This window comes from Paludibacterium flexuosum (assembly GCF_037076605.1).
Lineage (GTDB): Bacteria > Pseudomonadota > Gammaproteobacteria > Burkholderiales > Chromobacteriaceae > Paludibacterium.
Map to the genome: position 1 here is coordinate 1,972,500 of NZ_AP029060.1, position 19,071 is coordinate 1,991,570.

General features: G+C 59.8%; 23 protein-coding genes. 4 read left to right on the top strand and 19 right to left on the bottom strand.

The genetic code is table 11. From position 1 onward, the window contains the following. Position 1 precedes the first annotated feature (1 nt). Complete coding sequence (locus tag AACH39_RS09350; protein WP_215780587.1) at positions 2-838, top strand: transporter associated domain-containing protein; 837 nt, start codon at positions 2-4, stop codon at positions 836-838. After that, positions 828-2,381, top strand: a complete 1,554-nt coding sequence (gene lnt / locus AACH39_RS09355) for an apolipoprotein N-acyltransferase (protein WP_252346150.1) — start codon at positions 828-830, stop codon at positions 2,379-2,381. The genes AACH39_RS09350 and lnt overlap by 11 nt, the downstream gene beginning before the upstream one ends. 37 nt (positions 2,382-2,418) lie before the next feature. On the opposite strand, the gene AACH39_RS09360 is transcribed toward lnt, so the two are convergent. From AACH39_RS09360 to AACH39_RS09375, 4 genes are all read right to left on the bottom strand, one after another. Continuing rightward, positions 2,419-4,041, bottom strand: a complete 1,623-nt coding sequence (locus AACH39_RS09360) for a methyl-accepting chemotaxis protein (protein WP_338619743.1) — start codon at positions 4,039-4,041, stop codon at positions 2,419-2,421. Positions 4,042-4,233: 192 nt separating this feature from the next. Continuing rightward, on the bottom strand, positions 4,234-5,721 hold the full coding sequence (locus AACH39_RS09365) for a CoA-acylating methylmalonate-semialdehyde dehydrogenase (RefSeq protein ID WP_215780576.1): 1,488 nt from the start codon (positions 5,719-5,721) through the stop codon (positions 4,234-4,236). Between the two features lie 13 nt (positions 5,722-5,734). After that, positions 5,735-7,048 (bottom strand): aspartate aminotransferase family protein, encoded by a 1,314-nt coding sequence (locus AACH39_RS09370; RefSeq protein ID WP_338619750.1) that lies wholly within the window; start codon positions 7,046-7,048, stop codon positions 5,735-5,737. A gap of 182 nt (positions 7,049-7,230) precedes the next feature. After that, entirely contained in the window at positions 7,231-9,108 is a 1,878-nt protein-coding gene (locus AACH39_RS09375) for a methyl-accepting chemotaxis protein (RefSeq protein ID WP_215780573.1), read from the bottom strand. Between the two features lie 271 nt (positions 9,109-9,379). Here AACH39_RS09375 and AACH39_RS09380 point away from each other — a divergent pair, with 271 nt between their 5' ends. Together AACH39_RS09380 and AACH39_RS09385 are read left to right on the top strand one after the other, a co-directional pair. Further along, positions 9,380-10,765 carry a PLP-dependent aminotransferase family protein gene (locus AACH39_RS09380; protein ID WP_215780571.1) on the top strand — a complete coding sequence of 462 codons (1,386 nt, stop codon included), beginning with the start codon at positions 9,380-9,382 and terminating at the stop codon, positions 10,763-10,765. A gap of 50 nt (positions 10,766-10,815) precedes the next feature. Beyond that, a complete protein-coding gene (locus tag AACH39_RS09385; protein ID WP_215780569.1) occupies positions 10,816-11,613 on the top strand; it encodes an MOSC domain-containing protein in 798 nt (265 codons plus the stop codon). A 53-nt stretch (positions 11,614-11,666) separates the two neighbouring features. On the opposite strand, the gene rplQ is transcribed toward AACH39_RS09385, so the two are convergent. The 15 genes from rplQ to rpsN form a co-directional block, all read right to left on the bottom strand. Next, on the bottom strand, positions 11,667-12,059 hold the full coding sequence (gene rplQ, locus AACH39_RS09390; RefSeq protein WP_215780566.1) for a 50S ribosomal protein L17: 393 nt from the start codon (positions 12,057-12,059) through the stop codon (positions 11,667-11,669). A 25-nt stretch (positions 12,060-12,084) separates the two neighbouring features. Beyond that, complete coding sequence (rpoA, locus tag AACH39_RS09395) at positions 12,085-13,068, bottom strand: DNA-directed RNA polymerase subunit alpha (protein WP_215780563.1); 984 nt, start codon at positions 13,066-13,068, stop codon at positions 12,085-12,087. Positions 13,069-13,091: 23 nt separating this feature from the next. Beyond that, positions 13,092-13,712, bottom strand: a complete 621-nt coding sequence (rpsD, locus tag AACH39_RS09400) for a 30S ribosomal protein S4 (RefSeq protein ID WP_215780561.1) — start codon at positions 13,710-13,712, stop codon at positions 13,092-13,094. A 17-nt stretch (positions 13,713-13,729) separates the two neighbouring features. After that, positions 13,730-14,125 carry a 30S ribosomal protein S11 gene (gene rpsK, locus AACH39_RS09405; RefSeq protein ID WP_008955659.1) on the bottom strand — a complete coding sequence of 132 codons (396 nt, stop codon included), beginning with the start codon at positions 14,123-14,125 and terminating at the stop codon, positions 13,730-13,732. Positions 14,126-14,142: 17 nt separating this feature from the next. Then, complete coding sequence (rpsM, locus tag AACH39_RS09410; protein WP_215780558.1) at positions 14,143-14,505, bottom strand: 30S ribosomal protein S13; 363 nt, start codon at positions 14,503-14,505, stop codon at positions 14,143-14,145. Positions 14,506-14,575: 70 nt separating this feature from the next. Continuing rightward, positions 14,576-14,689, bottom strand: a complete 114-nt coding sequence (rpmJ, locus tag AACH39_RS09415; protein WP_011137711.1) for a 50S ribosomal protein L36 — start codon at positions 14,687-14,689, stop codon at positions 14,576-14,578. Between the two features lie 33 nt (positions 14,690-14,722). Next, the gene (infA, locus tag AACH39_RS09420) at positions 14,723-14,941 is read right to left on the bottom strand and encodes a translation initiation factor IF-1 (protein ID WP_215780556.1); all 219 of its coding nucleotides are present in this window, start codon (positions 14,939-14,941) and stop codon (positions 14,723-14,725) included. Between the two features lie 23 nt (positions 14,942-14,964). Beyond that, positions 14,965-16,284 carry a preprotein translocase subunit SecY gene (secY, locus tag AACH39_RS09425; RefSeq protein WP_215780554.1) on the bottom strand — a complete coding sequence of 440 codons (1,320 nt, stop codon included), beginning with the start codon at positions 16,282-16,284 and terminating at the stop codon, positions 14,965-14,967. A gap of 11 nt (positions 16,285-16,295) precedes the next feature. Beyond that, the gene (rplO, locus tag AACH39_RS09430; protein ID WP_215780551.1) at positions 16,296-16,730 is read right to left on the bottom strand and encodes a 50S ribosomal protein L15; all 435 of its coding nucleotides are present in this window, start codon (positions 16,728-16,730) and stop codon (positions 16,296-16,298) included. Between the two features lie 2 nt (positions 16,731-16,732). Then, positions 16,733-16,918: a 50S ribosomal protein L30 gene (gene rpmD, locus AACH39_RS09435; RefSeq protein ID WP_215780549.1), complete on the bottom strand. Its 186-nt coding sequence runs from the start codon at positions 16,916-16,918 to the stop codon at positions 16,733-16,735. Beyond that, positions 16,911-17,429, bottom strand: coding sequence for a 30S ribosomal protein S5 (gene rpsE / locus AACH39_RS09440; protein ID WP_215780546.1), 519 nt, complete (start codon positions 17,427-17,429; stop codon positions 16,911-16,913). Before rpsE ends, rpmD begins: the two co-directional genes overlap by 8 nt. A gap of 13 nt (positions 17,430-17,442) precedes the next feature. After that, on the bottom strand, positions 17,443-17,796 hold the full coding sequence (gene rplR, locus AACH39_RS09445; RefSeq protein WP_215780543.1) for a 50S ribosomal protein L18: 354 nt from the start codon (positions 17,794-17,796) through the stop codon (positions 17,443-17,445). A 13-nt stretch (positions 17,797-17,809) separates the two neighbouring features. Next, positions 17,810-18,343 carry a 50S ribosomal protein L6 gene (rplF, locus tag AACH39_RS09450; RefSeq protein WP_215780540.1) on the bottom strand — a complete coding sequence of 178 codons (534 nt, stop codon included), beginning with the start codon at positions 18,341-18,343 and terminating at the stop codon, positions 17,810-17,812. Between the two features lie 11 nt (positions 18,344-18,354). Continuing rightward, a complete protein-coding gene (rpsH, locus tag AACH39_RS09455; protein WP_215780537.1) occupies positions 18,355-18,750 on the bottom strand; it encodes a 30S ribosomal protein S8 in 396 nt (131 codons plus the stop codon). Between the two features lie 14 nt (positions 18,751-18,764). Beyond that, positions 18,765-19,070 (bottom strand): 30S ribosomal protein S14, encoded by a 306-nt coding sequence (rpsN, locus tag AACH39_RS09460; RefSeq protein ID WP_215780535.1) that lies wholly within the window; start codon positions 19,068-19,070, stop codon positions 18,765-18,767. Position 19,071 lies beyond the last annotated feature (1 nt).

The following is a 19,071-nucleotide window of genomic DNA, read 5'->3' on the forward strand; positions in this document are numbered from 1 at the left end:
CATGGAAGACCCCAGTAAACCCCGTCCCAACTGGTTTGAACGTTTGTCCGAGCTGTTCCAGCACGAGCCTGAAGATCGCGAGGAACTGGTCGAACTGTTGCATACCGCCTTCGAGCGCAAGCTGCTGGATGCCGATGCGCTGGGCATGATCGAGGGGGTGCTGTCGGTCGGCGAACTGACCGTCGGCGATGTCATGATCCAGCGCAGTCAGATGGATGTGATCCGCGAAGCCGAGCCGATCGAGCGTTTTCTGCCGATGGTGGTCGAAAGTGGTCACTCGCGTTTTCCGGTGATCGGCGAAGACCGCGATGATGTGATCGGCATCCTGCTGGCCAAGGATCTGTTGCGCTACTTCCACAATCCGGAAACCTTCGACCTGGCCAAGACCTTGCGCCCGGTGGTGTTTGTTCCGGAGTCCAAACCGCTCAACGTGCTGCTGAAGGATTTCCGCAGTACCCGCAATCACCTGGCGGTGGTGGTGGACGAATATGGCGGCGTCGCCGGTCTGGTCACCATCGAGGATGTGATCGAGCAGATTGTCGGTGACATCGAGGATGAAACCGACTTTACCGATACCGAAGAACAGATCGTGCCGGTACGCGGCCAACGCCACCGGGTGAGCGCGCTGACCGAAATCGATACTTTCAACGATTACTTCGGCACCCGCTTTGCCAGCGACGATGTCGACACCATTGGCGGTCTGGTGCTGGAGATGTTCGGCCACGTTCCCAAGCGGGGCGACAGCCAGGTGTCCGACGGCATGCGCTTTACCGTTATCAAGGCCGACAGCCGTCGGCTGCAAACCCTTCTGGTAGAAAAAATCCGCAGTGACGCCTGAACGTTCCAAAGCCATGCGCCTCGCGCTGTTGCTGATCCTGGCCACCCTGGCCGGGGTCATGACCCTGCTCGCTTTCGCACCCTATCGCCTCTACTGGGTGATGCCGCTGTCGCTGGCCATTCTGGCCAACACGCTGCAGCGCGGCGGCAAGCATGCCTTCTGGCTGGGCTATGCCTGGGGGCTGGTCGCCTATCTGTGCAATTTCAACTGGATCTTCATCTCGCTGCATGACGTGGCCGGCATGCCGGCGGTGCTGGCCGGGCTGCTGACCTTGCTGCTGCCGGCCTATCTGGCGCTTTACCCCGGTCTGGCGGCCTGGATGACTGTCCGCATCAGCGACACCTGTCAGCATGGTGCAGCCACCCGCTGGCTGGTGCTGTTTCCCGCCAGCTGGACGCTGACCGAGTGGTTGCGCAGCTGGATGCTGTCCGGCTTCCCCTGGGGACAGATTGGTTATTCGCAGATTACCGAGAGTGCACTGGCCGGCTTCGCGCCGATCGGCGGCATTCTGCTGGTGACGCTGCTGGTGGCGCTGACCGCCGGGGCCTTGCAGCTGGCGCTGCAATCCGGCAAGTGGTGGCGCGCGGGTCTGGCCATCGGCCTCGCGCTGCTCTGGGTCTGGGGCATGCAGCTCAAGATGCTGAGCTGGACCACGCCGGTCGGCAAGCCGATCACCGTGGCACTGGCTCAGGGCGATGTCCCGCAATCACTGAAGTGGGATCCGGTCAGTTTCGAATCGACGTTGCGGCTGTATGGTCAGCAGGTCGCCAACACCCGGGCCGATTTGATGATTCTGCCGGAAACCGCCCTGCCGGTGTTTCTGAACGAATTGCCGCCGAATTACGTCGAGGTGCTGCAAAGCATCGCCAGCCACAACGACATGGCGCTGGCGGTCGGCGTGCCGCGTCGCAGCGACAAGGATCCGGCGGGCTATCTGAACGCCGTGGTGGCACTGACCACGCCGGGCATGCCCTATTACGCCAAGGATCATCTGGTGCCTTTCGGCGAATTCATTCCCTTGCCCTGGCTGACCGGCTGGCTGTATCAGCTGATGCACATGCCGCTGGCCGGCTTTTCGCGCGGTGGCAGCGATCAGGCGCCACTGGAGATGGCCGGGCAGAAGATTGCCTTCAATGTGTGCTATGAGGACAGTTTTGGCGAGGAGCTGATCGGTCCGGCCGCACGTTCGACCATGCTGGCCAATGTCAGCAATCTGGCCTGGTTCGGCAAGAGCACTGCCGCCAGCCAGCATCTGCAGCTGGCTCAGGCGCGGGCACTGGAAACCGGCCGCTTCATGCTGCGTTCGACCAATACCGGCATGACCGCCATCATTCGTCCGGATGGCGCGGTGGATGCGATTGCCGCGCCGTTCACCCGCCAGGTGCTGCTGGGCTATGCAGAGGGGCGCAGCGGTCTGACGCCCTATATGCGTTTCGGCAACCTGCCGGTGCTGCTGGCCTGTGCCGCCTTGTTGCTGCTGCCGCTGCTGCGGCTGTGGCGTCGCCCGTCCGGTATCCGGGCGCGCTATCGCGATCATCTGTGAGTCACGGGGCCGGACCGACCGGCCGGCCCCGATGGACTCAGACCTTGAACTTCGCCACCAGACTGCGCAGCAGCTCGGTGCGCCGGTGAATCTCTTCTACCGCCTGTGAAGTCTGCATGGTCGCCGAGGCGTTGGTATTGCTGCTCTGTGCGATCTGATCGACATGGCGGGCAATGTCGGCACTGACCTCGCCCTGCTGACGCAAGGCCTCGGTAATGTCCTGCACCGCGCTCAACACTGATTCGGCACTTTGCTGAATGCGGCCAACGGCATCGCCCCCCTGATGCATCATGTTCAAGCCGCTTTCCAGCCGCTCGACCGCCTGCGCCATGGTTTCATGGGAGGCATCCGAGCCTTGCTGGATTTCCTCCACCATGGTGGCAATTTCCCGGGTCGCCGAAGCGGTCCGCTCGGACAGTTTGCGCACTTCATCGGCCACCACGGCAAAGCCTCGTCCGGCCTCTCCGGCCCGGGCGGCCTCGATGGCCGCATTCAGCGCCAGCAGGTTGGTCTGATCGGCCACTTCGCGAATGACCTGGACGATGGAGGTAATGTTGGCTGTCTTGGCTGCCAGATCGCCGATGGTCTGCGCCGCCGCATTGACCGAGTCGCCGATGCGGTTCATCTCCCCTTCGGCCTGGCGCAAGACATCGGTCCCTTCGCGCGACAGCTCGCCGGAGACCTGGGACAGGCGTCGGGCCTCCTGGGCATGCTCGGCAATCGATTGAATGCTCTGGGTCATGGACTCGACCGAGGCGGCCATATTGCTGGCTGCCTGGCTCTGTTCGCGCGAGCCGATGGCGACGTGCTCGGCACTCTGGGTGACCTGGGCGCTGGTCTGTCCCAGATGATTGGCGCCGGCCAGAATGTCATTGACCAACTGGCGCAGTTGCTGGCGCATGTCGTCCACGGCGGCCAGCAGGCTGTGGCGGTCGCCGGGCTGCAGCGGCACCGGTTCGTCCAGATGCCCGGCGGCAATGCGATGCACCACGCCGGTGGTGATATCCGGCTCGGCCCCGAGCTGGCGCAGGATGCGGCGGGTCACCAGGGCGCCCAGTGCCAGCAACACCAGCAAGGACAGGGAGACCTGCAGCAGCAGCCAGCGCATCTGGGCATAAAAGGCATGGTCGACATCATCCAGATAGATGCCGGTGCCAATGATCCAGTGCCAGCCGGGTGTCGTCATCAGGTAGGAGACTTTGGGTTGCGGGGTATCGAACCCCGGTTTGTCCCAGATATAGGCGGCAAAGCCCTTGCCGTTGCCCTGTGCCAGCGTCTGATCGAACAGCTCACCCAGATTCTTGCCGCCGGCATCGTGCAGCCCGTGGGCATCCTTGCCGAGCAGGGCCGGTTTCACGCCCTGCACCAGATAGTGCATGCCGGCGTCGAAGCCAAAGAAATACTCTTTCTGGTCGTAGCGCATGGCCGAGAGGGCGGCCTTGGCCATCTTTTGCGCCTGATCCAGCGGCACCTGCCCCTCGGCAGCCATGGTTTCGAAGCGGCTCACGGCACTGACGGCCGACTCGACCTGATTGCGGATTTTGTCCTGACGATCCTGCAACATGATGTCGCGCTGATTGAGGATGCTGAATCCCCCCTGGACACAGATCAGGAGTGCGGCAAAAGCCATCAGGGCGATGAGCCTGAGCCTGAGACTCATGCCTTTGGATGCTGCTGTAATCATATCCCCTCCGCATCGGGCTTCGCCCGTTTGTCATTATTTATATATTTAGATTTTCAATACGTCATTACTTATAAATCACAGTTTAGTATCACACCCGCGGGAGACAAGCAGAAGCAACAAGCCCTGCATTGAGCAGGGCCTGGGGAGAAACGCAGCGAAAATGCAACGTTATTTCATGGTCGGCATCACAAACTCGGCATGAAGGTTGTCCGGCCAGCGGCTGGTCACCGTCTTGATGCGGGTATAGAAGCGCACGCCTTCTGGCCCGTGCATGGCGTGATCGCCGAACAGGGAGGCTTTCCAACCCCCGAAGCTATGGAAGGCCATCGGCACCGGCAGGGGCACATTGATACCGACCATGCCGACCTGGATGCGCTGCTGAAACTCGCGGGCAACGCCCCCGCTGCGGGTAAACAGGCTGACGCCGTTGGCGAACTCGTGACGGTTGATCAGCGCCAGCGCCTGCTCGAAATCGTCGACGCGCACCACGCTCAGCACCGGGCCGAAGATTTCTTCGCGATAGATGGTCATTTCCGGGGTGACGTGGTCGAACAGGCTGGCCCCGAGGAAGAAGCCCTCCGGCGCCTGCGCATGCCGGTATTCCCGCCCGTCCACCACGAGCGAGGCGCCCTGCTCAACCCCGCTGGCAATGTACTGGCTGACCTTGTCGCGATGCTGGCGGGTCACCAGGGGACCCATTTCGGCCCCGGGCTGATTGCCGCTGCCGATTTTCAGCGTGCGGGCACGCTCGGCCAGCCGCTCAACCAGCCGATCGGCCACGTTGCCCACGGCGACAGCGACCGAGATGGCCATGCAGCGCTCGCCGGCAGAGCCGTAGGCGGCACCGATCAGTGCCTCGACCGCCTGATCGAGATCGGCATCGGGCATGACCACCAGATGGTTCTTGGCGCCACCGAGTGCCTGGACACGCTTGCCGTGGGAGGCGCCGGTTTCATAGATGTACTTGGCGATCGGGGTCGAGCCGACAAAGCTGAGTGCGGCGACTTCCGGATGCGCCAGCAAGGCATCGACGGCCAGTTTGTCCCCGTGGACCACATTGAATACGCCGGCGGGCAGGCCGGCTTCTGCCAGCAGTTGCGCCAGCAGCAGCGCGGCAGAGGGATCGCGTTCGGAAGGCTTGAGGATGAAGCAGTTGCCGCAAGCCAGCGCCACCGGGAACATCCACATCGGCACCATGGCCGGGAAGTTGAACGGGGTGATGCCGGCCACCACCCCCAGGGGCTGGCGCAGACTGAAGCTGTCGATGCCACTGCCGACCTGCGGGCTGTATTCGCCTTTGAGCAGATGGGGAATGCCACAGGCAAATTCCACCACCTCCAGACCGCGGGTGACCTCTCCCAGCGCATCCGGCACCAGCTTGCCATGTTCGGCGGAGATCAGCGCGGCCAGCTTTTGCTGGTTTTGCTCCAGCAGTTCCTTGAAGCGGAACAGGATGCGGGCGCGCTTGAGCGGCGGGGTGTCGGCCCAGGCGGGGAAGGCGCGGCGGGCGGCGTCTACCGCTGCCGACACTTCGGCGGCACTGGCCAGCGGAACGCGGGCGGTGACGCTGCCGCTGGCAGGGTCGAACACATCGGCAAAGCGTTCGCTGTTGCCAGCGTGTGGTTCGCCGGCGATGTAATGAGTCAGGGTCTGCATGGGGGCTCCGGATTCAGTGTGTCTGTTCAATGGCGCTGCCGATGACGGCAAACAGGCGATCAATCTGCTGGGCATCGATGATCAGCGGTGGCGAGACGGCCAGGGTGTCGCCGGTCACGCGCACCATGACGCCCTGTTCCCAGCACTTGAGGAAGACCTCCATGCCGCGTTTGCCGGGCTCGCCGGCCCGCGGGGTGAGCTCGATGCCGGCGACCAGTCCCAGGTTGCGGATGTCGCGCACATGAGGCTTGCCGCGCAGGCTGTGGACGGCCCCCTCGAACAGCGGCGCCATCTCGGCGGCGCGCTGGAACAGGCCCTCGTCGCGGTAGAGCTGCATGGTGGCAATGGCCGCCGCGCAGGCCAGCGGATGGGCCGAGTAGGTGTAGCCGTGCGGGAATTCGATCACGTGCTCCGGCGCGCTCTCCATGAAGGCCTGATAGATGCCGGGTTTGACCAGTACGGCCCCCATCGGCACGCAGCCATTGGTCAGGCCTTTGGCACAGGTCAGCAAATCGGGCAGGACGCCGAATTTGTTGCTGGCCCAGTCGGCCCCCAGTCGCCCGAAGCCGGTGATCACTTCATCGAAGATCAGCAGAATGCCGTACTGGTCGCAGATCTGACGCAGTCGCTGCAGGTAGCCCTTGGGCGGCAGGATGACCCCGGTCGAGCCTTGCATGGGTTCGACGATGACGGCGGCGATGGTCGACGGGTCGTGCAGGGCCAGGATGCGGCTTTCCAGTTCATCGGCCAGTTCGGCGCCATGTTCCGGCAGGCCGTGGCTGAAGGCGTTTTTCTCGATGTTGAGCGGGTGGCGCAGATGGTCGACGGTGGGCAGGCCGACCGGAAAGTGCTTGCGGTTGCCGGCCATGCCACCCACCGAAATGCCGCCGAAATTGACGCCATGGTAGCCGCGCTCGCGACCGATCAGTTTGACGCGGGCAGCGTCACCGCGTACCCGGTGGTAGGCCAGGGCCATCTTGAGGGCGGTTTCGACCGCCTCGGAACCGGAGTTGACGAAGAAGGCCTGGGTCAAGCCCTCGGGTGCCATGGCCACCAGTTGCTCGGCGGCTTCAAAGGCGAGCGGGTGCCCCATCTGGAATGGTGGCGCATAGTCGAGGGTGGCCGCCTGACGCTGGATGGCCTCGACGATGGGTTGGCGGTTGTGGCCGGCGTTGACACACCACAGGCCGGCCGCGCCATCCAGTACCTGACGGCCATCGGCATCGGTGTAGTACATGCCATCGGCGGAAACGAGCAGACGCGGGTTCTGCTTGAACTGACGGTTGGCGGTAAACGGCATCCAGTAGGCGTCGCGATTGCTGCTCATGGTGTTCTCCTCTGCCCGGGCGGGTCTGATGCGTTCAATCTAATCGCCTCACCAATACAATTACATATACAGTTGGCGATTTTTGTGAAAAACCGTATCAGTGTCCCGACCAGTACAGTTGCGGTCATCGCCATGAAAAAAGCCACCGCTGGGCGGTGGCTTCGTCGGCAAGACGGTCGTGATCAGACGCGGAAGCGGCCGAACATTTCACGCATCTTGGAGGCGGCATCATTGAGGACCGACAGGGTCTGGTGCACGCCCTGCAGCGAGTTGTCGCTGTCGATGATGCGGCCGTTGATGCGCTCGGTACTTTGCGCGATCACGGTAGTGGCATTGTGCTGCTCACTGGTGGACAGCGAGATTTCGTTCATCTTGGCCACGACGCTCTGCATGGCGGCACGGATGTCCTCGATACGCTGCACCGCGTTCTGGGTCAGTTCGACCCCGCCATCGACCGAGCTGACGGTGCGCTGCATGTTGGTGACGGCCTGGCTGGTTTCTTCGCGGATGGTGTTGACCATGCCGGTAATTTCCAGCGTCGCCTGTGCCGTGCGTTCAGCCAGCTTGCGCACTTCGTCGGCCACCACGGCGAAGCCGCGGCCCATTTCACCGGCACGGGCCGCCTCAATCGCGGCATTCAGCGCCAGCAGGTTAGTCTGGTCGGCAATGTCCTTGATCACGTTGGTGATGCCGGTAATCTGCTGCGAACGGTTGTCGAGGGTTTCCAGCATGCTGGACAGGCCCTTGACGGCGTCGACGGTGCGTCCCATTTCGCGCGAGATCTTCTCCATGTCGGCGGCACTTTCGCTCGACACCGAGCCGGTCTGGCTGACCAGGTTGTCGGCTTCGCGTGCGGCATCGGCAATGTGCGAAATGCTGACGGTGATCTGTTCCAGCGTGGCCGCATTGGAGCTGGACACATCGGAGATTTCGCGCGAATCGTCTGCCACGCGACGTACCGTGCTGCCGGCCTGTTCGACACCGCTGATGACGCGATCCGCTTCTTCCTTCACGGCACGGAACATGTCTTGCAGGTGGCCGACGAAGGTATTGAAGGCCATGGCCGTTTCGGCAATTTCATCCTGACCCGAAACATTGATGCGACGTGTCAGGTCACCTTCACCTTGCGAGATTTCGCGCATGGCCTGGCTCAGGCGCTTCAGGCCGGACAGCATGCTGGCGAGCACGGCACTGGCGATCGGCACCAGAATGATCAGCGCGATGACGGCAATACCAATGATGGTCAGCAGCAGCTTGGTCATCGGCTCGCTGACGACGCTCGAACCCATGGACATGCCGAGCAGCCAGTCGGTGCCGGCGATCGGCACCACCTTCACGTAGTTGTCGGTCCCTTCCAGCTGGGTTTGCAGTACGTCGCCACTGGCCGCCGCCGCATTGAGTTTGTCGGCGGTCAGATCCGGGGCGATGTTGGCCAGCGGCTTGAGCGTCAGTTGCTGGTTGTGGTGGGCAATCACGTTGCCAGCCTTGTCGACCAGGAAGGCATAGCCATCACCACGCAGTTTGACCGACAACACGGCCTTGACCAGCGCATCGATGAACACGTCGCCCCCCACCACGGCCTTGACGTTGCCCCCCTCCATGACCGGGGAGACAAAGGTCAGGCAGAGCTTGCCGGTATCAAAGTCGACATAGGGTGCCGAGACGCCCGGCTTGCCCATGGCAACGGCCTGTTGGTACCAGGGGCGCTTGACGGGGTCATAGCCGGCTTTTTGCGGGTGGCCGTCCGAGTAGACGATGTGGTGATCGGCAAAGCCGACATAGGTGGTGGCGAAGCCGGCCGCTTCGTTCATGCGGGCCAGTGTCGGCACCGGGTCGGCGCTGTTGACCAGCGGATTGCCGGCAACGACGGCCTGCAGACGGTCGTCATACCAGCCTTTGACGAAGGTCGCATAGCCTGCTGCCGTGCCGCCGAGTTCGTTGTTGACCCCCTCGACGATGCTGCTGCGCATCTGGCTGTAGACCAGACCGGCAATCACCGCGCTGAGAATGGTCATCAGCACAGCGACAAAGATGATGAGCTTGACTTTCAATGACCGCATGATTGGTGCTCCCCGAAGACTCTTATATTTATACTCAGCCTGCCCGGCATGCGACCGGTTGGCCACCGCGTTTACTGAATGTTGTTCCTCAATGCAGCTTGTGTCTTGTTTATTGCGCCAGCGCGCGTTTGCTACCCCACTATAGACAGAGAATGGCAATAATGAATAACACTACATTACTGCTTATGCGATATTTGTAACATATAGCCTTGGGTTTCGATAGACTAGGGTTTAAATTAGCCATAATGCATAACCAATTGCAGCAAAATCGATGAAACCACGCCTGAAAGCAGCGCCGACGCGCGCTGAACAAATTGAATTATCGATGGCCGAGGCGATCGAGCAGGGCAGCAGCCCGCCGGGAACCCGCCTGCCCTCCATCCGGCAGCAAGCGGCGCAAATTGGCGTCAGTCCTTTCACGGTGGTGGAGGCGTATGAGCGGCTGGTCGCACGCGGGCTGATCGAGTCACGGCGCGGCTCGGGGTTTTTTGTGCGCGAGCGTCTGACACGCTCGCCGGTCAGTACCCCGCGCATTGTCGACCTGCCGGTCGATGAGCACTGGTTGCTGCACAATGTGTATCACCAGTCCGACCAGCGACTGCCGGCGGGCTGCGGCTGGTTGCCGCAGGACTGGTATGACATCGAGGCGCAACACCGCGCCTTGCGGGCGCTGGCGCGCGACAATGCCCTGACGGCGGAGTATGGCGACCCGCAGGGCTTCGCCGGTCTGCGCCAATGGCTGGCAGGCGCGCTGGGCGAGCAGGGTCTGGCGCTGGGAGCCCAGGAGATTCTGCTCACCCAGGGCGCCAGCAGCGCACTGCATATCGCGGCGAGCTGCCTGGCACGGCCTGGCGATACGGTGCTGGTGGATGACCCGGGCTATTGCAATGTGTTGTCGAGTCTGACCTTTCAGGGGATCCAGGTGGTCGGGGTTCCCTGGACGCCGCACGGACCGGATACGGCGGTACTGGCAGGGTTGCTGCGACAGCACCGGCCCAAGGCGTTCATTACCAATCCCTGGCTGCAGAATCCGACCGGGGCCAGCTATGACATGCAGACGGCGCATCAGGTTTTGAAGCTGGCCGAACAGCATGATTTTTATCTGATTGAGGACAATGTTTCGGCGGAGTTGGCTGGCTGGCCGCAACCGACGCTGGCTGCGATGGATGGGCTTGAGCGGGTGATTTATATCGGCAGCTTTTCCAAGTCCCTGTCACCGGCGCTGCGGGTGGGCTTTCTCGCGGCACGCGAACCGCTGCTGGCTCAGATGACGCGCTTCAAGATGATGACCGGCATGACGTCGCCGGAATTGAACGAGCGGGCGATTCTGACCATGTTGCAGGAGTCGAAGCAACACAAGCAGCTGGAGAAGTTGCGCGGCAGGCTGGCGCAGGCGCAGTTCCGCTGTGCGGATCGATTCTCGGCCATCGGCTGGAAGCTGTTTACCCGTCCCTATAATGGGCTGTTTTTGCTGGCCCGTCCGACCATGCCCTATGACAGTCTGGAGCTGGCCCGGCAGGCCAAGGCCGCGGGCTTTTTGCTGGCTCCGGGCAATCTGTTCCGCCCCGGCGGTGGGGTATCGCCCTGGCTGCGCTTCAATGTGGCATTCTGCCAGGACGAGTCGCTATGGGATTTTTTGCAGACATTCAACCTGTAATGCAGGCAGAGGGCTGATGCGGCGCCCTGCCCGGTTTTCAAGGAAGGTTTATGCGTTTAGCTAATCTGTTTGTGCACCCGCTGAAATCTGGCCGCGGGATCGAATATACGCGGGCGTTTGCCGACCAGCAGGGGCTGCTGCATGACCGTGAGTGGCTGCTGGTCGATGGCAGCGGAGCGTTCATGACGGCCAGGACGCATCCGGCCATGGTGCGGATCGAAATTGACCTGATTCCGGGGGCGGCCTTGTTCAAAACCGCTGACCGGGCGCCTGTACTGGCGATGATGACTGTCTATGACGAGCCCGTGGAGTGCCAGGTCTGGGGCGATCACTTTGTGGCCTATCACGGTGACGAGCGGGTGGATGCCTGGTTCAGCGACTACCTGGGTGAGCCCTGTCGGCTGCTCTGGCTGGGCCAGCAGCCGACCCGGTCGCAGAAGGATCAGGAAGCGGCCTTGTCTTTTGCGGATGGCTATCCTTATCTGCTGGTGAACCAGTCCTCGCTGGAGGCGCTCAATGGCTTGCTGGCGAAACCGGTCACCGTTCGTCATTTCCGGCCGAATTTGCTGATTAGCGGGGCCGCGGCCTATGAGGAGGATGACTGGCTGCGAATTCGTATCGGGGAGGTGTTGTTTGAGGTCACCAAGCCATGTTCGCGTTGTGTGCTGACGACGGTGGATCCGGATACCGGTGTGAAGGATGAGCAGAATGAGCCGTTGAAGACGTTGATCCGTACCCGGCAGCTGGCCGAGGGAATTTGCTTTGGCAGCAATTTGCGGGCGCTGAATGCCGGACTGATCTACGTCGGCGATGAGGTGGAGGTGCTGGAAAGCCGTTATTCTTTTTAATCAGACGTAAAAAAAGCCAGCTCGATGAGCTGGCTTTTTCGAATCAACCGATATTACTCGGCGGATTCATCAGCAGCAACCACGCCTTCGGCACGGTCTACCAGCTCTACCAGAGCCAGCGGAGCGTTGTCGCCCTTGCGGAAGCCACATTTCAGGATACGCAGATAACCACCATTGCGGGTAGCGAAACGCGGGCCGAGCACGTCGAACAGCTTAACGACGATTTCGCGATCACGGGTACGGTCAAAGGCCAGGCGGCGGTTAGCCAGCGAGGGTTCTTTGCCCAGGGTGATCAGCGGCTCTGCCACACGGCGCAGTTCCTTGGCCTTCGGCAGCGTGGTCACGATCGCTTCGTGACGCAGCAGCGAGTTGGCCATGTTGCGCAGCATCGCCAGACGATGGCTGGTCGTGCGGTTCAGTTTACGATTACTGTAACGATGACGCATTGTTAATGTCCTTTAGTCTCAAACCTTACGGCTTTTCCAGCCCTGCCGGAGGCCAGTTCTCCAGCTTCATGCCGAGAGTGAGGCCCTTGGAGGCAAGAACTTCCTTGATCTCGTTAAGAGATTTACGGCCCAGATTCGGCGTCTTGAGCAATTCAGTCTCAGTACGCTGGATCAGGTCACCGATGTAATAGATGTTCTCGGCCTTCAGGCAGTTTGCAGAACGAACCGTGAGTTCAAGATCGTCGACCGGACGCAGCAAGATCGGATCGATCGGCGGCGCCTTCTCAACGACTTCTTCAACCGCAGTGCCCTGGAGATCAGCAAAGATCGACAGCTGGTCAATCAGGATGCGGGCAGCGCTACGCACTGCCTGCTCCGGCTCGACAACCCCATTGGTCTCGATATCGAGAACCAGGCGGTCGAGGTCGGTACGCTGTTCCACACGGGCGCTTTCCACTGCATAGCTCACGCGGCGAACCGGCGAGAAGGAAGCGTCCATCTGGATGGTACCGATGGAGCGGTTGTCATCATGACTGGAGCGAGCAGAGACGGGCTGATAGCCACGACCCTTTTCGATCTTCACTTCGAGCTCGATCTTGCCGCCGGCAGCGAGGTGACAAATCACGTGGTCCGGATTGATCACTTCAACGTCGTGCGGCAATTCGATATCGCCAGCCAAAACAGCGCCTTCACCTTCTTTACGAAGGGTAAGTACGACGCTGTCGCGACCATGCAGCTTGAGTACGACGCCCTTGAGGTTCAGCAGGATGTCAACGACATCTTCGCGGACACCGTCGAGGGCCGAGTACTCATGCAGAACGCCAGCGATGGTCACTTCGGTCGGAGCGTAACCCGGCATCGACGACAGCAGAATGCGACGCAGCGAATTGCCCAGAGTATGGGCATAGCCACGCTCGAACGGCTCCATCGACACACGTGCATGCGTAGCCGAAATCGGTTGGACGTCGATGATTCGAGGTTTCAGAAATTCCGAAGCGCTGTTTTGCATAGTCATTCCCTAAGAGCTAGCGATTACTTGGAGTAGAATTCCACAACGAGCTGTTCGTTGATATCGCTAGACAGTTCGGAACGTTCCGGAGCGCTCTTGTAAACGCCTTCCATCTTCTTCGAATCAACAGATACCCAGGAGGGGAAGCCGCTTTGTTCAGCCAGGGACAGGGCTTCGGCTACGCGAACCTGCTTCTTGGCTTTTTCACGAACAGCTACCACGTCGCCAGATTTGACCTGGAAAGACGGAATATTCACAACCTGACCGTTTACCACGATGGCCTTGTGGCTGACCAGCTGGCGCGATTCCGCGCGAGTGGAGCCAAAGCCCATGCGATATACAACGTTGTCGAGACGGGACTCGAGCAGTTTCAGCAGGTTTTCGCCAGTGGAGCCCTTGCGACGAACAGCTTCCGCGAAGTAGTTGCGGAACTGACGCTCAAGAACGCCGTAAATGCGGCGAATCTTTTGTTTTTCACGCAGCTGTACGCCGTAATCCGACAGGCGGCCTTTGCGGGCGCCATGTTGGCCAGGTACGCTGTCCAGTTTGCACTTGGAATCAAGTGCGCGACGCGCGCTCTTCAGGAAGAGGTCGGTGCCTTCGCGGCGCGCGAGCTTACATTTCGGGCCGATATAACGTGCCATGTCTCACACTCTCCGAATTAAATACGACGTTTCTTGGGCGGACGGCAGCCGTTGTGCGGCACCGGCGTCACGTCGGAGATGCTGGTAATCTTGAAACCAAGCGCGTTGAGAGCACGAACAGCGGACTCGCGACCCGGTCCCGGGCCCTTGATCCGAACTTCGAGGTTCTTCACACCATATTCTTGGGCAACTTTACCAGCGTGCTCCGCTGCTACCTGAGCAGCAAAGGGTGTACTCTTGCGCGAGCCCTTAAAACCAGCGCCGCCAGAGGTAGCCCAAGACAGTGCATTGCCTTGACGGTCGGTGATAGTGATGATGGTGTTGTTGAACGAAGCGTGCACATGCACGATACCTTCGCTCACGCTCTTGCGCACTTTTTTACGTACACGGACAGCTGTGTTTGCTTTAGCCATTATCTGTGTTCCTTAAGTTACTTCTTGCCGGCAATCGCCTTGCGCGGACCCTTGCGGGTACGAGCATTGGTACGAGTGCGTTGGCCACGGCAGGGCAAACCACGACGATGACGCATGCCGCGGTAGCAGCCCATGTCCATCAGTCGCTTGATGCTCATCGTGACTTCGCGGCGCAGGTCACCTTCAGTGACAAACTTCGCTACTTCTACACGCAGAGCTTCCATTTCGGCTTCGGTCAGATCCTTGACTTTCGTCGAGGTCGCCACGCCGGCAGCAACGCAAATTTGCTGGGCGCGGGTTTGACCGATGCCGTAGATTGCCTGCAGGCCGATAACGGCATGTGCATGATTGGGGATATTTACCCCTGCAATACGGGCCATTCTCTTTCCTTAAGCCTTAAGACCTTGAAAAGGTTGCGATTGTAACACGCAATCGCAAGACTAACAAATATTAGCCTTGCTTTTGCTTGTGACGGGGATCCGTGCAGATCACTCGAACTACGCGATTGCGGCGGATAATTTTGCAGTTACGGCAAATTTTCTTTACCGAAGGCTGTACTCGCATTTCAGTTCCTTTCAATCTAAAAGAGCGAGTGCGTCATTTCGCACGGAACACGATTCGGGCACGGGTCAGGTCATAGGGCGTCAATTCGACCGTAACCTTATCCCCTGGAAGAATACGGATGTAGTGCATCCGCATCTTCCCGGAAATATGACCGTGCACTATGTGTCCATTCTCAAGCTGGACCCTGAAAGTTGCATTAGGCAAATTTTCAAGGACCTCGCCTTGCATCTGGATGGTGTCTTCCTTAGCCATAGAACCCAGTGTCAACTCGTTTATCAGCGGGTGAGCGCATTGCCTTTGAAGTTAGCCTTCTTCAGCAAGCTCTCATACTGGTGAGACAATACGTAGGATTGAACCTGCGCCATAAAGTCCATCGTGACGACAACAATAATCAACAGCGATGTGCCACCGAAGTAGAACGGAGCGTTCCACTTCAAGACCAGAAATTCAGGCAACAAGCAAACCAACGTGATATAGATCGCACCGATAAGCGTCAGACGCAGCGTGATCTTCTCGATGTAACGAGAGGTCTGCTCACCTGGACGATAGCCCGGGATGAACGCGCCACTTTTCTTCAGGTTGTCTGCGGTTTCTTTCGGGTTAAACATCAACGCCGTGTAGAAATAGCAGAAGAAGATAATGGCCGCTGAGTACAGCAGGACGTAGATCGGTTGCCCAGGGTGCAGCTTGTCGGCAACACTCTTCATCCAGCCCAGACCATCCGTATTACCGAACCAGCCAAGTGCGGTGGCCGGGAACAGGATGATGCTAGAAGCGAAAATCGGCGGAATCACCCCTGCCATGTTGAGCTTGAGCGGCAAATGCGTGCTCTGACCCTGCATGACGCGATTACCGACCTGGCGCTTGGCGTAGTTCACCAGTACCTTGCGTTGGCCTCGTTCGACGAAGACCACCAGATAGGTAACAAGCAGAACGCCGGCAAACAGCACGACGGCAAACAGAAGAGGCAGCGAACCCTGACTGGTCAGAGTCAGGGTCTTACCGATCGCCGCGGGAACACCGGAGGCAATACCGGCGCAGATGATCAAGGAGATACCGTTGCCGATACCCCGCTCGGTAATCTGCTCACCAAGCCACATCAGGAACATGGTGCCGGTCACCAGGGTGACCACGGTGGTCAGGTAAAACTCCCATTGGGCAGTTACCACCAGATTGGGCTGCTTATAAAGCATAACCGCAATGCCGAAACTCTGGAACGAGGCCAACACTACAGTCGCGTAACGTGTGTACTGGGTTACCTTGCGACGTCCCGCATCGCCCTCTTTCTTCAGCTCCTTGAGGCTGGGGATAACCTCAGCCGCAAGTTGCAGAATGATCGAGGCAGAGATGTACGGCATGATGCCAAGGGCAAAAACCGTAAATCGGGACAGGGCGCCCCCCGAGAACATGTTGAACATGTCGAGGAGCCCTGTCTGCGACGTGCGGAACAACTTCGCTAGCTCAGCCGGATTGATCCCGGGAACCGGAATGTGTGCGCCGATGCGGAAAACGATCAACGCCCCGATCAGGAACCAGATCCGGCTCTTCAGATCACCAAACTTATTGGCTTTTGCCACTATCGAAGTATTCGCCACGTACGTGTGCCTTATTCAACAATACTGCCGCCAGCTGCCTCAATTGCGGCGCGGGCACCGGCCGTAGCGGCCAGACCACGCAGCTTGACAGCACGCTCAACCTTACCGGACAGGATCACCTTGGCGGAGATCGCCAGGGCGCTTACCAGACCAGCTTGCTTGAGGGCGAGCAGATCGATTTCGTCAACCGGCAGCAGGTTCAGTTCGGACAAACGAACTTCAGCCATTTTGCCAGCCGTCAGGGACTTGAAGCCACGCTTCGGCAGACGACGTTGCAGCGGCATTTGACCGCCTTCGAAGCCTACCTTGTGGAAACCGCCCGCACGGCTCTTTTGACCCTTGTGGCCACGGCCACCAGTCTTGCCCAGGCCGCTGCCGATACCACGGCCGACGCGACGCTTGGCATGCTTGGCACCGGCACCAGGTTTAATGGTATTCAGTTCCATGCTTAGCCCTCGAATTTCAGCAGATAGCTGATCTTGTTGATCATGCCACGGTTCTCAGGCGTATCGATCACTTCGACAGTCTGGCGAATCTTCTTCAGACCCAGACCGCGAGCGCAAGCCTTGTGAGACTCCAGGCGGCCGATCAGGCTCTTAACCAGAGTCACCTTGACAGTCTTGGTGTTACTCATGATCTACCCCCAGAATTTCTTCCACGGTCAGACCACGCTTGGCCGCGATTTGCGCCGGAACGCAAATCTTGTTCAAGCCGTCCAGCGTGGCGCGAACCACGTTGTACGGGTTGGTCGAACCCTGGATCTTGGCGGATACGTTGCGAACGCCCATGGCTTCAAAGATTGCGCGCATCGGACCACCGGCCTTGACACCGGTACCATCCTTGGCGGGCTGCATCAGAACGGTGGTAGCACCGTGCTTGCCGTGTACGGCGTGGTGCAGGGTACCGTTCTTCAGCGGAATCTTTACCAGATTGCGGCGAGCTTGTTCCATTGCCTTCTGCACAGCGACCGGCACTTCCTTCGAGCGACCTTTGCCCATACCGATGCCGCCGTCGCCATCACCAACCACGGTGAGAGCGGAGAAAGCCATAATGCGACCGCCCTTCACCACTTTGGTGACGCGGTTGACGCTGATCATTTTTTCGACCAGACCGTCGCCACGATCTTCCATTTCGTGCTTAGCCATTCTTCACTCCGAATTAGAATACCAGACCGTGTTCGCGGGCAGCGTCAGCCAGTGCCTTGATACGACCGTGGTACTTGAAGCCCGAGCGATCGAAAGACACGGTTTGGATGCCGGCAGCCTTGGCTTTTTCGGCAATTCGCTTGCCAACCATGGCTGCTGCGTTCACGTTGCCACCATTGGCGATGTCGGCGCGTACTTCGGCTTCCAGGGTGGAAGCGCTTGCAAGTACCTTGCTGCCGGTCTCGTCAATGATCTGAGCGTAAATGTGGCAGTTGGTGCGGAATACGGTGAGTCGCACCATCTTGAGCTCCGCAATCCGTGCACGGGTTTTACGTGCGCGGCGGAGTCGAGCTTGTTTCTTGTCCATATCAGGGCCTCAGTTACTTCTTCTTGGTCTCTTTCAGAACCACGACCTCATCAGCGTAGCGAACGCCCTTGCCCTTGTACGGTTCCGGAGAACGGTACGCGCGGACTTCAGCGGCTACCTGGCCGACTTGCTGCTTGTCGGCGCCCTTGATGATGATCTCGGTCTGAGAGGGCGTTTCCACCTTCACGCCAGCAGGCATCTTGTGCGCTACCGGGTGGGAGAAGCCCAGAGAAAGGTTGAGCACGTCACCCTGAGCCTGGGCACGATAGCCCACGCCGACCAGGGTCAGCTTCTTTTCGAAGCCCTTGCTTACACCTTGGACCATGTTGTTGAGGAGCGCACGCAGCGTGCCAGACATGGCACGAGCGAACTTGCTGTCATTCTTGGCTGCGAACGTCAGCTGACCGTTGTCCAGCTTGACATCCACCTCAGTGCACAGCGGGGTGCTGAGGGTGCCAAGGGAGCCCTTAACGCTCACCTCGGTTGCGTTGAACTTGACTTCAACGCCGGCCGGGATCGCTACAGGATTCTTAGCTACGCGAGACATTACACCCTCCCTTACGCCACGATGCAGAGCAGCTCACCACCGATGCCGGCAGCACGTGCCTTGCGATCGGTCATCACACCCTTGGAGGTGGACAGGATAGCTACGCCCAGGCCATTCATGACCTTCGGAATTTCAGTGGTGCCCTTGTACACACGCAGGCCAGGACGGGATACGCGCTCGATGCGCTCGATCACCGGACGGCCAGCATAGTACTTGAGCTGGATATCGAGGACAGGCTTCTTGGCTTCGCCGGCGACGGCGAAGTCTTCGATGTAGCCCTCTTCTTTCAGGACCTGCGCAAGTGCAATCTTCAACTTGGAAGACGGCATCGCAACGGCGACCTTGGCGGCGCGCTGTGCGTTGCGAATGCGGGTCAGCATATCGGAAATAGGATCATGCATGCTCATTTATGTGTCTCCTATTACCAGCTGGCCTTCGTAACACCCGGGATTTCGCCTTTGAGGGCGATTTCACGCAGTTTGCTACGACCGAGACCGAATTTGCGGAACACGCCACGCGGACGACCGGTGATGGCGCAGCGACGACGCTGGCGTACCGGGCTGGCGTTACGCGGCAGTTGCTGAAGTTTCAGACGGGCTGCGAAACGCTCTTCTTCCGAGAGGCTCTGGTTGTTGATGATGGCGAGGAGCGCTTCGCGCTTGGCAGCAAACTTGGCAGCCAGCTTTGCGCGCTTCTCTTCACGGTTAATCAGTGCTTGTGTCGCCATG

Coding starts and splice junctions, on each gene's coding strand:
- rpoA (WP_215780563.1), bottom strand. CDS start 13,068: ATGCAAAACAGCGCTTCGGAATTTCTGAAACCTCGAATCATCGACGTC.
- rpsD (WP_215780561.1), bottom strand. CDS start 13,712: ATGGCACGTTATATCGGCCCGAAATGTAAGCTCGCGCGCCGCGAAGGC.
- rplR (WP_215780543.1), bottom strand. CDS start 17,796: ATGGACAAGAAACAAGCTCGACTCCGCCGCGCACGTAAAACCCGTGCA.
- rpsH (WP_215780537.1), bottom strand. CDS start 18,750: ATGAGCATGCATGATCCTATTTCCGATATGCTGACCCGCATTCGCAAC.
- rpsN (WP_215780535.1), bottom strand. CDS start 19,070: ATGGCGACACAAGCACTGATTAACCGTGAAGAGAAGCGCGCAAAGCTG.
- AACH39_RS09385 (WP_215780569.1), top strand. CDS start 10,816: ATGCGTTTAGCTAATCTGTTTGTGCACCCGCTGAAATCTGGCCGCGGG.
- rplO (WP_215780551.1), bottom strand. CDS start 16,730: ATGGAACTGAATACCATTAAACCTGGTGCCGGTGCCAAGCATGCCAAG.
- rplF (WP_215780540.1), bottom strand. CDS start 18,343: ATGTCTCGCGTAGCTAAGAATCCTGTAGCGATCCCGGCCGGCGTTGAA.
- rpsK (WP_008955659.1), bottom strand. CDS start 14,125: ATGGCTAAAGCAAACACAGCTGTCCGTGTACGTAAAAAAGTGCGCAAG.
- AACH39_RS09375 (WP_215780573.1), bottom strand. CDS start 9,108: ATGCGGTCATTGAAAGTCAAGCTCATCATCTTTGTCGCTGTGCTGATG.
- rpmJ (WP_011137711.1), bottom strand. CDS start 14,689: ATGCGAGTACAGCCTTCGGTAAAGAAAATTTGCCGTAACTGCAAAATT.
- AACH39_RS09350 (WP_215780587.1), top strand. CDS start 2: ATGGAAGACCCCAGTAAACCCCGTCCCAACTGGTTTGAACGTTTGTCC.
- rpsM (WP_215780558.1), bottom strand. CDS start 14,505: ATGGCCCGTATTGCAGGGGTAAATATCCCCAATCATGCACATGCCGTT.
- rpsE (WP_215780546.1), bottom strand. CDS start 17,429: ATGGCTAAGCACGAAATGGAAGATCGTGGCGACGGTCTGGTCGAAAAA.
- AACH39_RS09380 (WP_215780571.1), top strand. CDS start 9,380: ATGAAACCACGCCTGAAAGCAGCGCCGACGCGCGCTGAACAAATTGAA.
- rpmD (WP_215780549.1), bottom strand. CDS start 16,918: ATGAGTAACACCAAGACTGTCAAGGTGACTCTGGTTAAGAGCCTGATC.
- rplQ (WP_215780566.1), bottom strand. CDS start 12,059: ATGCGTCATCGTTACAGTAATCGTAAACTGAACCGCACGACCAGCCAT.
- AACH39_RS09370 (WP_338619750.1), bottom strand. CDS start 7,048: ATGAGCAGCAATCGCGACGCCTACTGGATGCCGTTTACCGCCAACCGT.
- infA (WP_215780556.1), bottom strand. CDS start 14,941: ATGGCTAAGGAAGACACCATCCAGATGCAAGGCGAGGTCCTTGAAAAT.
- AACH39_RS09365 (WP_215780576.1), bottom strand. CDS start 5,721: ATGCAGACCCTGACTCATTACATCGCCGGCGAACCACACGCTGGCAAC.
- AACH39_RS09360 (WP_338619743.1), bottom strand. CDS start 4,041: ATGAGTCTCAGGCTCAGGCTCATCGCCCTGATGGCTTTTGCCGCACTC.